Source organism: Micromonospora sediminimaris (assembly GCF_016863575.1).
Lineage (GTDB): Bacteria > Actinomycetota > Actinomycetes > Mycobacteriales > Micromonosporaceae > Micromonospora > Micromonospora sediminimaris.
The window spans coordinates 1-13779 of record NZ_BOPD01000047.1; the positions used below are offsets into that span (position 1 = coordinate 1).

The window sequence follows — 13779 nt, forward strand, 5'->3', positions numbered from 1 at the left end:
TTTTTCGCGTACGCCGGTGGTGGCTGGTCGCTCGGTGGGTGCTCGGGAGCCGTTGGACCGGGGCGGCGTCGGTGGGACGCGGTGCCACGCCAGCGGTCAGGCTCGAAGATCACATTGTGTTGCCGCCAGTGCATCCCATCGGGTGGGGATAGGGGTTGGTCGTGCGTCGGATCGTGCGTAGGTCGGTGCGGGCGATTCTGCTGGATGAGGACGACCGTCTCGTGCTGATCAAGCGGATCAAGTCCGGCCAGGCGCCGTACTGGACGACGCCGGGCGGTGGCGTGGAGCCGACCGATGTCTCTCTGGAGGCTGCGCTTCGTCGGGAGTTGCAGGAAGAACTCGGTGCCGAGGCGGAACGGTTCGCCCAGGTGTTCCTGTTCACCGCACCCGCTGGTGAGGGGGTTTCCGTCCAGCACTTCTTCGTCTGTCGGCTACTTGAGCTGCGGGAGGATGCTCAAAGCGGGCCGGAGTTTGATGATCCATCGCGTGGCGGCTACCAGCTTGACCGAGTGACGATCGGGGAGCTGCCTGCGGTGGATCTCAAGCCGGAAGGGCTGACCGAGTTCATCGCATCCAACAAGGAGGCTCTGCTCTCGGTGTAGGGCAGCTTGGCTGGATGTTCCATAGGTCCCGACTGGGGCGTCAGGCGAGTGCTTCCGGAGCGCGCCGCCGCCACCAGGCGCTGAAGAGGGTTACGACGTTCTCTTTGATTTCGTCCGTGATGATTTCCTGCGCGTCGCCCATGAGCGGCCTGACGGCGTGCTTGTAGACCTCCGCGTGGTGTTCGACAGAGGGGCAGGTGAAGATGGCCAGCATCCGGAGGGCGCGCAGGGTGTCTGTTCCCAAGAGGGGAGAGTGAGCTTCCAGTAGCCTTACCAGGGCCGACCACACTTTGTCTACGACGATGCGGATGACGGCGTCGGTCACCAGCCGGGGCAGCCCCGAATCGAACCGCCGCGACAACGCGTCCTTGATGAACTGCTTGGCGGTATCAGTGAGCAGGTCGAGGGCCTTGTTGATCTTCTCGATCAACTGGATCAAGGCCACCAGTAGACTGCACCAGGTGTGATCGGCCAGGCGCTTCTTGACCTCCCTGGCGTCAGACTCGTTCCGGACGAGGCTGTCTACGTCGGCTGAGATCTCGTGCCACGTGTCCTTCATGACGGTTCGGCCGAGGGTGTCGATCCGGCCAAGATCGGATGACACCGACGCTGGTTCAGCATCGCGTGGCAGTCGGCCGTTGGTCTTCGGCCGACTGTCGGTGACCCACAGGTAATCGGCAATATCCAGGCGTGCGAGGTCGAAGTAGATTTGCCGGTTGTTGGCGTTGAATTTCTGGCGTCCGGTTCGTTGGTCTGCTTCTACTTGGTCCTTGAGTTCGTGCCGCCGGTGGTCGCGTCTCTCTGGCCGGTCGGCGGCGAGGTCCGTCCATCCTTGCCAGCCGTGTTGGGAGCCCCCGCAACCGGAGCATGTGCAGCCCGGCCTTTGGGCGTTGGCGCAGTTCGCCCTGTGGGTGTTGGTCATCATCCGCAAGTCGCCGCCCGGTCCGTTGCGCTTAACGTGACTGACCGATCACTCTACGTTGGGCGGTGATGGGGGCCAATGGTTGTACGACAGAACCTGGTGGTTCAACTTCCGGCAATCCGGGCCACGTGGGGGCGCAGTTCCTGGTGAGCACCCATCGGTCCACTTCGACGCTGACCCCTGTCGGATGGCTGATAGACGAATCTTCTCGCTTCTGCGGGTCACCTCGACCAGCGGGTTGCAGCAGGGTGTGTGCCAGAGCTTCCTTTGCGATTCAACCGCAGCTGCCGGTCTCGAGGCTGAGTCAAGTCTGTGCCAGCTTCGATCGCAGTAACGTCCTGTTTGGCGCATCACTTATGCCGCGCGGTTCTCCGGCATTTCGACTCGGAACGGGTGCGGGTACTCAATGCCGCAGTCGGAGCACCAAGCGCGGAACAGGGCGCTGGTGGGTGTGAGGGCGAGTGCTGGAACAACCTTGTAGCGGATGCCGGATATGACGGTGAACAACTTTTTCCAGGGACGTCTACATTGGCATGCTGCCGGGTTTGGGTTCATTTTACGGCCCGGTCGTCAGCTACGGCCGGGGCGCGCCACTCGCGGGGCTTGGCGCCGGTCGTCTCCGCTACGGCGTCGACGTCTTGGTGGTCGTACACCGTGCGAGTGCCGGAGATCGACATCCCGGCGGCGTTAGCGAGGTCGCCGAGTGTGTACGGGCGGGGTTGCACGAACTCGCGGCCGTAGGCGACGAGCTGGCGGATCTGTTCTTCAGCCTGCTCCTTGGCGCGGCGGGCGGTGTTCAGTGCCCCGATCAGTGGGTCCTGATCGCCGTGCTCCCACGACAGGCGCAGGTTTTCGGCGGTTTGCCGCTGAGCATCGAACGCCTCGGCCGCGGCCGCTTGGAAGCCATCGTCGTGCTCGTCGCCTGGGCGAGTAGGTCGCGGGAGGGGGTGCAGGATCGCGGCCACGTCTTCGAAGATGTCTCGTCGATTCATGCCTACCTTTGTCGCACAACTTTGCGATGATCGCAAGCATCTGCTGTGATCGCAAACTGGGTCGGTGGCGGTGGCCGGGACAGGCAGGCCGTGTCTCCAGAGCCTGGTGCCTGATCTCATGCGGGACATCGTGAGGGTCCATCGTGGGTGTTCCGGATACTGCTGCGTTCGCCGACTCTGGGGTGGGTGCCGTCGACTCGACCGCCTTTTGACTTGATGTGACGGCGTGGATGCGCTGTGCTGGCAAGCGGTCGTCGTTCGATCGGGGGTGATCGTGGCCGCGCAGGTGGATCCCGAGTGGTGGAGCTCGGGACTTTGGAACGGCCGCCCGATCAGTGAGTTTCTACGGCGGCGCGATATCACTGCGGTTTTCCGCTTCCTCCACGCGCGAGGCGTGTCGTACGGCAGGATCGCAGGTCTTGTCGGTGTCTCGGCCAACCGCGCTGCTGAAATAGCCAAGGGCGCCCGGCAGGTCACGGCCTACGAGGTGTTGGAACGGATCGCGGACGGTCTGAACATTCCGCGTCCAGCTATGGGGCTCGGCCGCGACGAGGATGCCGTTGCGTCTCGCGCCCCCGGTGCCGTGGCCGTTGAGGGTGGAGCGGACCGATCGCTCGTCGGCGTGGGTGCCAGCAATCTGGTGAGACTCCGCCTGGGATTGGACGAGGCTCTGGCGGCGTCGAGTGTCGCTCCTCGGCAACTTGAGTTGATCGAGGAGTCCGCCAGCGAGCGCATGAGGGTTTACCCCTCGGCTTCGCCCCAGGTCATGCTGGCGATGTTGGCTGCCGACTGCCGGGAGGTCCAGGTGCTGTCGCTGCGGCGGCAGCCGGCGGCGGTCCAGGCCCGGCTTTCCGGGATGGCGGCGTTGCTGGCGACGATGTGCGCTGACGCGTTGATGCGGCTCGGGGACGTGGCCGAGGCTCGGCGGTGGTACGGCACGGCGATCCACGCGGCGGACGACAGCGGGGAGCCTCGTTTCAGGGTGCTCGTGCGGGCCCAAGCGGCGATGCTGCCCTACTACTTCGGTGATCCCACCCAAACCGTCGCCTTAGCTGATGCGGCTCTGGCGGTCACATCGATCGCATCGTCGCCGGGTGCCCTGGCAGCCGCAGGCCGGGCGCGTGCCCTGGCCCGAATCGGCGCCGCCGATCAGGCACGGTCGGCCATCGACCAGGCGCGCCGTTTGTTCGATCAGGCCGGCGACGAGGACACCGACGTCGCCTTCAGGTTTCCGGCGAAGCGGCTGTTGTTCTACCTCTCCGGCGCGTACACCTGGCTCGGTGACACAGATGAGGCGTACCGGGTCCAGGACGAGGCGCTGCGGCTCTACGGCGCCGCTCCGACCGTACCGATCGATGCGGCGCTCATCACCCTGGACCGGTCGATGTGCCTCGCGCAGGACCGGCGGGCGACCGAAGCGGCGGTGACGGCGCGTGATGCCGTCGCGGACTTGCCCGAGACTCAACGGACGGAGATCATCCTGACCAGGGCCACCGACGTGGCAACGGCAATCCCTGACGAGAGCCGGCGTGGTGAGGTCGCCGTCTTGACGGACTACGTGCGGGCGTGCCGCGAGAGCGCCCGTAGGCTTGGGACCACAGCCGCACTCCGTCCCTAGGAGCCCCATGTTCGTCGAGGCGCGCACCCGGCCGGTGCTCGCCGAGGTATGTCGTCTCCTCGGCTACCCCGACTCGAACGCGATCCTGCTGCGGCACCACACCAACGCCGTCTACGCACTCGGTGACGTGGTCATCAAGATCGCCCCCGGCGACCATGACCTGGAACGGGTGCGCGGGATGGTGGCCGTGGTCGACTGGCTGGTGGACCACGGTTTCCCCACGGTGGGCCTTCACCCAGGACTGTCCCAACCCTTGCGGGTGGGCGGGCACGCCGTCACGGTCTGGCAGCGTCTGGACCCAGCACACGACAACCCCATCACCGTTTCCGAGCTCGGAACGCTTCTCCGAGGTCTGCACGCCCTGCCGGCTCCGCCGGTGCCGCTGCCGGTACTGCGACCGCTCCACAGCATCGAGCGCTCCATCACCCGATCGGAGATCCTGAACGACAAGGAGCAGGATCTGCTGATGGGCCGGCTCGAAACACTGGCGGCCAGCTGGAAAGCGATGCGGTTTCCCCGCGGTACCAGCCTGATCCAGTCTGATCCGCAGATCCGTAACGCACTCCGGCGCTTCGACGGCACACCCGTACTGGCTGACTGGGACGGTGCTGCCCTCGGACCCCGAGAGTGGGACATCGCCACGGTCGCTGTCCACTGCCGTCGATTCGACCTGCCCGGCCCGGGAGCCTTCGCCGATTTCACCGCCACCTACGGCTGGGATGCCACCTCCTGGTCCCAGTTCGAGGAGCTGTGCCAGCTACGCGAGCTGCAGATGATCGCAACCAACGCTCGTAAGTCCCGCCCTGGGACCGAGGCCGCCGACGAGGTGCACCACCGGATCGCGGGCCTCGTTGACGACGGGGTGGAACTCCGCCGCTGGCACATCCTCTGAACCGAGTTTCGTAGCGACTCGAGCCGCCTGTTCTCTTCGCATCAATCCAGGCCAGCCATGGTGAGACCCACCGTGCCCCACCACGCTGGGTCTATTTCCGGCCGGTGCGGCAAGCGATTGTGGACGTCAGGAACACGTCGGCGGAACGGTCCAGGACCATCCTGACCCCCATGACGCGCCGACGGGCCAGCGGCAATGTCACGCCAGGGAGATCCAGATGGACGTGCCTCACGACGGCAGGTCGGAATGCGACCCGACGCACCGGCCAGTGCCCGCGCCGGGCACTCCGTCGACCGCACGGATGATCCCTCGTACGCGTACCGCCATCACGGCTGCGTGGGCGGGTGGCCGGCGGCCTGCTCCCCGTCGCCGGCCGACGGCGGTGGGCTTGCCGGCATGCCGGCAAGCCCACCGCACACCGAGGCCAGCCTCGACCGGGGGCCGACCATGACGGTGTACGTGTCGCGGTACGCCGAGACTGGCGAGCTGACGTCAGACCGCGCAGCTCAAGTTCCGGCGTTGACCCGGTCGGACCCGGCCGATCCGCCGCTGCTGACGCACGTTTGGCGGATCGTCTTCGAGCGCCAGGCACGGGAGCGCGATCCCCGATGAACAGCGACGAAGACCGCCCCGCAGACACTGAACCGCCCGCGCCATTGGAGCAACCGCCGTTACGGCCGCTGGCACTGGTAGGAGGGCCGGTCGAGGCAGTCCGCGCCGAACCATCCCGACCGCATCTGCCAATACGGCCGCTGTGGCTGTGTCGCCGATGCGGCCATCCGTGGCCGTGCGGCGCGGCGAAGGTTGCCCTTCTGGAGGAGTACAGGGAGAGCCCGGTCAGCCTCTTTCTCTACTTGGCCAGCTGCCTGCATGACGCGATCGAGGACCTGCGCCAGCTTCACCCCAGCGACACCGGCAGCACCGCCGATGTCTTCGACCGCTTCCTCGGCTGGCCCGCCCGACACACCCTCGACTATCGGGTCGCCACCAGGACCTCTCCCGACGAGGAGGAACCTCATGAGAAGCGCTGACGTCGTCAATGCGCCGCCGCAGACGGTCCGGGTGAGAATTCCGGCAGGCGCGGCAAATGCGCTGTGCCAGGTGGGGCCGATCCGCAGCGGCATGGTTTCCGCCGAGGTTGAGGTGCGAGGTCGGCGGGTCGAGATTCAGACGTCGGACGAGGGACCCGTCCTCTTTCCGACCGACGTGGGGCTCACGCTGCTGAGCGCTCTGAACGCCGACCCTGGCCTTCTCGTGTCGGGCGCCCGCGCCTTGGATGTCGGGTGCGGCTCCGGCCTGTACACGGTGGCGCTGGCCATGGCGGGCGCGGCACACGTGACCGCGCTGGACGTCAACCCGGCATGCGCCGACGTGACCCGCGAGAATGCGACCCGCAACGGTATCCGGCCTGCACAAGTAGCGACGATCGTCGGGGACCTCGCCGAGTTGGCAGTCGTCGAACCGTGGGACCTGGTGGTGTGCAACCCACCGCATTTTCCGCACGATCCGATCTACGCCGCTGACGACGGTATCGAGGCCGCGTTGGTCGGTGGCAGTGACGGGCGGGCGTTGTACGACGTCCTGCTCGCCCGTCTCGACGAGCTGCTTGCTCCGGGCGGGACGCTGCTGTTGACGCATTCGTCCCTGACGGACATCTCTCGCACCCGCCGGACGTTGCAACGCAACGGATATGAGTGCCGCACGGTGCAGGTCTGCGAACTGGACATCCCCTTGCGTCGCTATGCGGCACACCGCGACGTGCTGCTGTCGCGGCTGTACCCGCTTCGGGCTGCCGAACGAGCAGCGTTCCGTGGCCTCCGGTTCGAGGTGCACACCCTAGCCGCCACCCGCATCGATTCCCAGGACGGATCAGGTGAGTGACATGAACCAGTTCGTAACTGACGTCGTGGTGGCCGGCTCCGGCCTGCTCGGGCTTGCTACTGCCTTCGAGTTGCTCAGCCGGGACCTGGACGTCACCGTGGTCGGGCCTCGGACCGGCGACCACGCGGGGCAGGCATCGCGGGCCGCCGGGGCGATGCTCACCGTGTTCAGCGAAGTCGAAGCGAACCATGATCCTCAGCGGGTCAGCCTCGAAGTCGGTGAACGGTTGGTCGCCCGAACCGGCTTGAGGCCTGGCTGGACCGCGTCGGCACGGCCAGCAAACAGGCGGTACGGCTTGTCCCGGGCGTATGGGTGATCGGCAACGGCTACGGGCCAGACGACGCTGCGAACCTTCGGGCCATCGCAGAGGCCGCCGAGACCCATGGATGCCGCGCCGAGTTCGCGTCGCCGGCCGCCGTGCCAGGACTGGCACCGCAGGTGCGGGCACACGAGGCGCTTTGGCTGCCGGATGAGGCCAGCGTCGACCCGACGATCCTGGTCGAGGCGCTGACCGCGGTGCTGCACGCCAATCCTCGCTGCCGGTGGCTCAACACCACCGTGAGCACAGTCAACGAGCGCGGCGAGCATCTGGCGGTCGGCGCGGCTGATGGCAGCAGTGTCCTGGCCGCTCACCTGGTGCTCGCTGCCGGGGCCGGGACGACGGGTCTGCTCGCCCCAGAGCTCGCCGAGCAGGTCGGCGCACCACCGCTGCGGTCCGGGCGAGGCGTGTCGCTGCTGGCCCGCGTTCCGTTCTCGCTGCCCACTGCCGTGCGAACCCCGAACCGGGGCTTCGCCTGTGGCAGCCACATGGTCCCGCGCGGCGACGGCACCATCTATCTGGGTGCGACGAACCGGCTCTCCACCGAACCCGACTACGGCCAACCTCCCACCCTGGACGAGGTCGCCACCTTGATCCACGACGCGAGCGCCGAGCTCAACACCGACCTGCGTTCCGCCGGACTGATCGAGGTCCGTGTCGGGCACCGACCGGTCACCCTCGATCACCTGCCGCTGTTTGGCCGCACCAGACACCCGATGATCCACCTTGCTACCGGCACCTACCGGTGCGGAGTACTACTCGCGCCGCGAGCCGCCGCCATCGTCGCCGACGGGATCACCGCTCCCAGTTCCACCTCCACCCACCCTTTCAGCCCGCAGCGGACGATGGACCTGCCGGCGCTCGACGACCTCATCGACGGCGCGAGTCGCGGCCTGGTGGACATGCTGTGCCAACCAGGCGGCAGCCTCCCGCCCGGAACGCAGGAGCTGCTGGAACGCTTCCTGGCGGCGGCGTTGCACGAGATTGCCGCCGGCAGTTCAACAAGGGCAGTCGCCATGCGCAGGCTCTGGCAGCGTGCGCCGATGGCCGAATGCCTGCCGCTGCTACTCGACGCCGCAGGACGGATCCGATGATCATCCAGGCCACGGACCAGCAGACCGTGGCCCGACAGATCCTCGGCGAGATCAGCGGCCGAGCCGCCGACTCCATCATCGCCTCCACGCGGCTGTCCGATCTCGGTCTGGACTCCCTCGGCCGGCTCACCCTCGCCGTGCTGCTGGAGGAACGCACCGGCCGCCCCATACCCGACCACGAACTGCTCAGCGTCCAGACCGTGGACGACTTGGAGCGGCTGCTGACATCTTCGGAGCGTTCGGCATGACCGAGAAGCCAACACCGACGACGAGTCGTACGTCGGACCCGCCGTTCATCGCCGAGTCGGCGGAGGTCGCCCCAGCGGCACGCATCGGAGCGCGGACCCGGATCTGGCATCACAGCCAGGTCGACGCAGACGTCCGGATCGGCGAGGACTGCGTGCTCGGCAAGGGCGTGCATGTGGCCTCAGCAGCGGTCATCGGCAACCTGGTCAAGATCCAGGACGGGTGCGGGGTGTTCGGAGCCACCCTGGAAGACGGCGTGATGCTCGCCCCTGGCGTCTACCTGCTGGAGGACCCGGCACCCCGAGCCGTCAACCCCTCCGGCCACCTGAAAGGCCGCAATGACTGGCGGCGGGAACCGGTGACCATCCGCTACGGCGCCACCATCGGCGCCAACTCGGTCATCGCCCCAGGCGTCACCATCGGCCGGTACGCCCTGGTCGGCATCGGCAGCGTCGTGGGGCACGACGTGCCAGACCACGGGCTCGTCATGGGCAACCCAGCCCGGCAACTCGGCTGGTCCTGCATGTGCGGACACCGCCTCAACGACAACCTCACCTGCCCCACCTGCGGCCGGCTCTACCACCAACGACCGTACGGCTTGTCCCTGGCCACGTGACCGCCGTACACCACCGGCGACTGCCCGCACGAGCACCATCTCGATCACTGTTGAAGGAGCGTCACATGACCGAAGTCCGCTACCGTGTCCGCCCGGCCGGGCCGCTCAACGGCACCGCCGTCGTCCAAGGCGCGAAGAACGCCGCCCTGCCCATGATTGGCGCCGCGCTGCTTGCCCGACGCGGTCAGACGGTGCTGCGTAACGTCCCCGCGATCACCGACGTCCAGCGCGCCGTCGACCTCGCCCGGCTCCTCGGCGCCCACGTCGAATACCACCCGAACGACCGACTGCTCGTCATCGACGCCACCGACATCACCAGCTCACGGCTACCGGCCAATCTCACCCGCCTGTTCCGGGGCAGCGTGTTGTTCCTCGCACCGGTGCTGCACCGCCGCGGCGAGGTCATCTTCGAGGGCGCCGGCGGTTGTGCCCTCGGCACCCGAGGACTCGACTTCCACTATCGAGGGCTGGCTCGCCTCGGCGCGCACATCGACGAACAGGGCACCACGATCAGCATCAAGGCCGGCAACCTTCGCGGCGCCGACCTGTACCTCGACACCCCCTCACACACCGGCACCGAGAACCTCATCATGGCTGCGGCTCTGACCCCGGGCCGGACCGTCATCGAAAACACCGCCCTGGAACCCGAGGTCCTCGACGTAGTCGCGATGCTCACGGCCATGGGCGCCCAGATCAGCGGCGCGGGGACCGGCCGCATCGTCGTCCACGGGGTCGACGAGCTCAACGCGACCGAGTACACGATCATGCCGGACCGCATGGACGCCGGGGTGCTGGCCATCGCGGCGGCCATCACCGGCGGCACGATCAACCTCGTCGGCGGCACCGTGCTTGATCACTTCGGAGTCGCCGCCCACAAACTTCACCAGATGGGCGTTGAACTCGGCGCCGCCGGAGCGGTCACCAACGTCACCCGACCCGGTCAACTGCATCCGATCAACGTCATCACCGACACCCACCCCGGATTCGCCACCGACCTGCAGCCTCCGCTGATGGCCCTCGCCACCCAGGCGCCCGGAGCGAGCTACTTCCGCGAGCGCATCCACGACGCCCGCTACGCCCTCGCAGATGAGCTGACCAAGCTCGGCGCGGACCTCACCGTCGACGGCGAGAAGGCCGTCGTGCACGGTGGCAAGCCGCTGCGCGGCGCCGACGTCATCGCCCAGGACCTGCGGACCGGCATCGGGCTCGTGCTGGCCGGCCTTGTCGCCGACGGCGAAACGGTCATCGGCAACGGCACCATGATCGACCGAGGCCACGCAGACCTGGCCAGCCGGTTCACCGCCCTCGGCGCGGACATCACCCGCGATGAAATCTGACGACCGGCTCACCGCGGCGCAGACGGTGCCGAGCCGCTCGCAAGAACCGAGGAGGTGACCATGACGCGTCCGATCACACTCGCCCACCCGCACGTCGGTGACGCCGAGATCGACGCCGTCGTCCGCGTACTGCGCAGCCGCCAACTCGTCCAAGGCAGCGAGGTCGCCGCGTTCGAAGCCGAGTTCGCGGACCTCGTCGCCGGTCGACACTGTGTGGCGGTCAGCTCCGGCACCATCGCTCTGCACCTTGCGCTACGCGCCTACGGCATCGGCCCCGGAGACCAGGTGATCCTGCCGTCCTTCACTTTCGGCGCTACCGCGCACGCTGTCGCCCACACCGGCGCTACACCGATCTTCGCCGACATCGACCCGGAGACCTTCACCCTCGACCCCGACGCGACAGCAGCAGCCATCACATCCAGCACCGCCGCCATCATCCCAGTCCACCTGTTCGGCCACCCCGCCGCGATGGACCGCCTGACCGCCCTCGCGGCCCAGCACGGCCTCGCGGTCATCGAAGACGCCGCACAAGCCGTCGGCGCCGCACTGGGCGGGACCTCGGCAGGAGCGTTCGGTCACGCCGCCGCCTTCAGCTTCTATCCCACCAAGAACATGCACGCCATCGAAGGCGGCATGGTGGTCACGGCCGATGACCAAGTGGCCAGACGACTACGGTTGCTGCGCAACCAGGGCATGCCCTCCCGCTACGAGTACGAGCTGATCGGCTTCAACGGCCGGATGACCGACGTCTGCGCCGCAGTCGGCCGGGTTCAACTGCGGTCACTGCCGTCGTGGACCGTCCGCAGACAAGCGCACGCCGCCATACTCACCGAGCAGCTCCATGGCGTTGTCACCCCGCCGGTCCTGCCGGACGCCGTCCACGCCTACCACCAGTACGTCATTCGTAGTCACAACCGGAACGCACTACGGCAACAACTCGCCGAGTCCCAGATCGAGACCGGGATCCACTATCCGACGCCGCTGCATCGCAGTCCGGCCTACGGCCAACCCGCCGACCTCCAGCACACGGAACAGGCGGCAGCCGAGGTGCTTTCCCTGCCCGTCCATCCGCAGCTCACACAGTCCGACCTAGCCCGAATCGTGACAGCGGTGCGCCGATGAGCGCGCCGCTGCGAGCCGGACTCGTCGGCCTGGGCATGATGGGTCGCAACCATGCCCGCGTCCTCAGCCAGCTCCCCGGCGTCGAGCTCGTCGCCGCGACCGACCCTCGCGGAGACCAGCACCAGGCCACCCGAGGTGTCGCCCTTGCCGCCGATCTGGAGCAGCTCCTCACGCATCGGCTCGACTACTGCGTCGTCGCCGTGCCCACCGCCCACCACGCGGCCATCGGCTACAAACTCGCCGAGGCTGGCGTACCGGCGCTGATCGAGAAACCCCTTGCCCCGGACCTGACCACCGCACGAGCCCTCGCTGAAGCGTTCGACACCGCCGGACTGATCGGAGCCGTAGGCCACACCGAGCGGTACAACCCCGCACTGGAAGCCATGCGGCTCCGACTCGCCGACGGGGCCCTCGGCGACCTCTACCAGATCACCACCCGGCGCCAAGGGCCCTACCCGCCCCGGATCCGCGACGTCGGCGTCGTACTCGACCTCGCCACCCACGACCTGGACATCACCACCTGGGTCACCGGAATGCCGCTGGTCTCAGTCGCAGCCCGAACCATGGCCCGCAGTGGCCGGATCGCCGAAGACCTCGCCGTCATCCTCGGCGAACTCAGTGACGGCACCCTCACTAACCACATCGTCAACTGGCTATCCCCACTCAAGGAACGCATCACCATCGTCACCGGCGCTCACGGCTGCCTCGCAGCCGACACCGTCCACGGTGATCTCACCTTCTACGCCAACGGCTCAGCGCCAACCGAATGGGCCGCCGCCGAAGTGTTCAGAGGTGTCAGCGAAGGAGCCATCACCCGATACGCGATCCCGAAACGAGAACCCCTGCTCAGGGAACACGAAGCCTTCCGCAACGCCATCCTCGGCCGGGACGCACCGATCGTGACCCTGCGGCAGGCCGTCGCGACCATCGCCGCCGCCGAGGCCGTTCTGAATTCGGCAGCAACCGGTAGCTCCGCCACGCCTGACCTGCCGCGCGCACCGCGTCCACGATTCAGTGCGGCCGATCACCTGCTTGAGGTCGCGACTCCATCCTCAAGGTAGACACCGCCATGCCCGATGGCGGCGACCGCTGCGGCAACCCGCCGAGCCAACCGAGGAATCAACACCTGGTCGAGGCGTTCCGGCTCGATGAAGTCGTACCGGTCCAGCTCGTCGGGGCACAGGCGGATCGTCGCGATCTGGTCCGGCGCGAGGACCCCGCCGTCGAATACGAACATGAGTCCGCCGTCCCACGGTGGGCTGGCCGGCACCCAGTCGACGCACAGCAGCGCTCCTGCGGACACCGACAGGCCCAGTTCCTCCCTGACCTCGCGGGCGCATGCGTCCGCCGGGGACTCGTCCGGTTCCACTGTCCCGCCGGGGATCTCCCACACGTCCTTGTAGGTCGGGTGGACCACCAACACCCGACCGGCCTCGTCACGCAAGACGATGCCGGCGGCCGCGCGGACGCGCGTCACGTTGGCAATGTACGAAAGATCAGGTTCGGTCTGTGTCTCGGTCACGCGACCGACCCTACGGCCTCGCCTCGCGTGTTTCGCCTGGATCGAGCGGGTCCGGCGACCGTAGTGCGGTGGCCCTCAGCTTCGCTCCAAGCGCAAGGGCCGGCGGGGGATACATCGCAAATCATGAGATACGGGCCACTGCCCTTCAAGCTTTTTTCACCTGTTATCGCGGGGAATTTGTGCTGGCGTAGACCAATGCGGGTCAGCCCGTGCTGACGGGTCCTGCTGGGTCCGGCTCCGTCATGATCGACTGCTGGTGTATCTGGTTGACAGGGCGCTGCTGGTGGAGGCGTACTGGGATGCACGCGACCGTTTGACGGTCTGCCTGCCGGGTTCGTTCGGCCGATGTGGTGGCGCTCCTTCGGAGCGTCGCCTGTCGTTCGAGGGTCAGGACTGGGTGGGCGGTCAAAGGGGTTCTGAGTGACAGGGGGACCGCCATGAAGGATCTTTTCCCGGCTGGTTGAGCCGGTGCGCCGCCGCGGCCTCCCCGTTGGTGGCTGCCGGGTTCGGCGCCGCCCCTGTTTACGCCTCGCGCGAGGCCCAGGCCCGGATCTGATCGGTCTGAACGCACTTCTCGCTGATGTACGCCTTCCGTGCGTCGCTGTCAGGGTCACTC

General features: G+C 67.3%; 16 protein-coding genes. 13 read left to right on the forward strand and 3 right to left on the reverse strand.

Annotation, left to right across the window (positions count from 1 at the left end):
• The first annotated feature begins 161 nt into the window (after positions 1-161).
• Positions 162-602: an NUDIX hydrolase gene (locus tag Vse01_RS27210; protein WP_093401873.1), complete on the forward strand. Its 441-nt coding sequence runs from the start codon at positions 162-164 to the stop codon at positions 600-602.
• Between the two features lie 40 nt (positions 603-642).
• Here the strand turns inward: Vse01_RS27210 and Vse01_RS27215 are convergent, their stop codons facing one another.
• Together Vse01_RS27215 and Vse01_RS27220 are read right to left on the reverse strand one after the other, a co-directional pair.
• Complete coding sequence (locus Vse01_RS27215; protein ID WP_093401872.1) at positions 643-1527, reverse strand: hypothetical protein; 885 nt, start codon at positions 1525-1527, stop codon at positions 643-645.
• A gap of 548 nt (positions 1528-2075) precedes the next feature.
• On the reverse strand, positions 2076-2516 hold the full coding sequence (locus tag Vse01_RS27220) for a hypothetical protein (RefSeq protein ID WP_093401870.1): 441 nt from the start codon (positions 2514-2516) through the stop codon (positions 2076-2078).
• 268 nt (positions 2517-2784) lie between these two features.
• Between Vse01_RS27220 and Vse01_RS27225 the strand changes: the two genes are divergently transcribed.
• From Vse01_RS27225 to Vse01_RS27275, 12 genes are all read left to right on the forward strand, one after another.
• A complete protein-coding gene (locus tag Vse01_RS27225; RefSeq protein ID WP_093401869.1) occupies positions 2785-4134 on the forward strand; it encodes an NsdA family TPR-like regulatory protein in 1350 nt (449 codons plus the stop codon).
• A gap of 7 nt (positions 4135-4141) precedes the next feature.
• Positions 4142-5026 carry a phosphotransferase gene (locus Vse01_RS27230; protein ID WP_093401868.1) on the forward strand — a complete coding sequence of 295 codons (885 nt, stop codon included), beginning with the start codon at positions 4142-4144 and terminating at the stop codon, positions 5024-5026.
• A 246-nt stretch (positions 5027-5272) separates the two neighbouring features.
• Positions 5273-5638 (forward strand): multiple cyclophane-containing RiPP AmcA, encoded by a 366-nt coding sequence (gene amcA / locus Vse01_RS27235; RefSeq protein ID WP_093401867.1) that lies wholly within the window; start codon positions 5273-5275, stop codon positions 5636-5638.
• A 74-nt stretch (positions 5639-5712) separates the two neighbouring features.
• Complete coding sequence (locus tag Vse01_RS27240; RefSeq protein WP_093402046.1) at positions 5713-6057, forward strand: hypothetical protein; 345 nt, start codon at positions 5713-5715, stop codon at positions 6055-6057.
• The gene (locus Vse01_RS27245; protein WP_093401866.1) at positions 6044-6907 is read left to right on the forward strand and encodes a methyltransferase domain-containing protein; all 864 of its coding nucleotides are present in this window, start codon (positions 6044-6046) and stop codon (positions 6905-6907) included. Before Vse01_RS27240 ends, Vse01_RS27245 begins: the two co-directional genes overlap by 14 nt.
• 1 nt (position 6908) lies before the next feature.
• Complete coding sequence (locus Vse01_RS29520; RefSeq protein WP_232511036.1) at positions 6909-7223, forward strand: FAD-dependent oxidoreductase; 315 nt, start codon at positions 6909-6911, stop codon at positions 7221-7223.
• On the forward strand, positions 7220-8320 hold the full coding sequence (locus Vse01_RS27250; RefSeq protein ID WP_232511035.1) for an NAD(P)/FAD-dependent oxidoreductase: 1101 nt from the start codon (positions 7220-7222) through the stop codon (positions 8318-8320). Before Vse01_RS29520 ends, Vse01_RS27250 begins: the two co-directional genes overlap by 4 nt.
• The gene (locus Vse01_RS27255; RefSeq protein ID WP_170863291.1) at positions 8317-8568 is read left to right on the forward strand and encodes an acyl carrier protein; all 252 of its coding nucleotides are present in this window, start codon (positions 8317-8319) and stop codon (positions 8566-8568) included. The genes Vse01_RS27250 and Vse01_RS27255 overlap by 4 nt, the downstream gene beginning before the upstream one ends.
• The gene (locus Vse01_RS27260; protein WP_093401864.1) at positions 8565-9182 is read left to right on the forward strand and encodes an acyltransferase; all 618 of its coding nucleotides are present in this window, start codon (positions 8565-8567) and stop codon (positions 9180-9182) included. Before Vse01_RS27255 ends, Vse01_RS27260 begins: the two co-directional genes overlap by 4 nt.
• A gap of 65 nt (positions 9183-9247) precedes the next feature.
• A complete protein-coding gene (gene murA, locus Vse01_RS27265) occupies positions 9248-10519 on the forward strand; it encodes a UDP-N-acetylglucosamine 1-carboxyvinyltransferase (RefSeq protein ID WP_093401863.1) in 1272 nt (423 codons plus the stop codon).
• 60 nt (positions 10520-10579) lie between these two features.
• Positions 10580-11641, forward strand: coding sequence for a DegT/DnrJ/EryC1/StrS family aminotransferase (locus tag Vse01_RS27270; protein ID WP_093401862.1), 1062 nt, complete (start codon positions 10580-10582; stop codon positions 11639-11641).
• Positions 11638-12702 (forward strand): Gfo/Idh/MocA family protein, encoded by a 1065-nt coding sequence (locus Vse01_RS27275; protein WP_093401861.1) that lies wholly within the window; start codon positions 11638-11640, stop codon positions 12700-12702. Before Vse01_RS27270 ends, Vse01_RS27275 begins: the two co-directional genes overlap by 4 nt.
• On the opposite strand, the gene Vse01_RS27280 is transcribed toward Vse01_RS27275, so the two are convergent.
• Positions 12666-13118 (reverse strand): NUDIX domain-containing protein, encoded by a 453-nt coding sequence (locus Vse01_RS27280; protein ID WP_093402045.1) that lies wholly within the window; start codon positions 13116-13118, stop codon positions 12666-12668. The two genes, Vse01_RS27275 and Vse01_RS27280, sit on opposite strands and share 37 nt — an antisense overlap.
• Positions 13119-13779 lie beyond the last annotated feature (661 nt).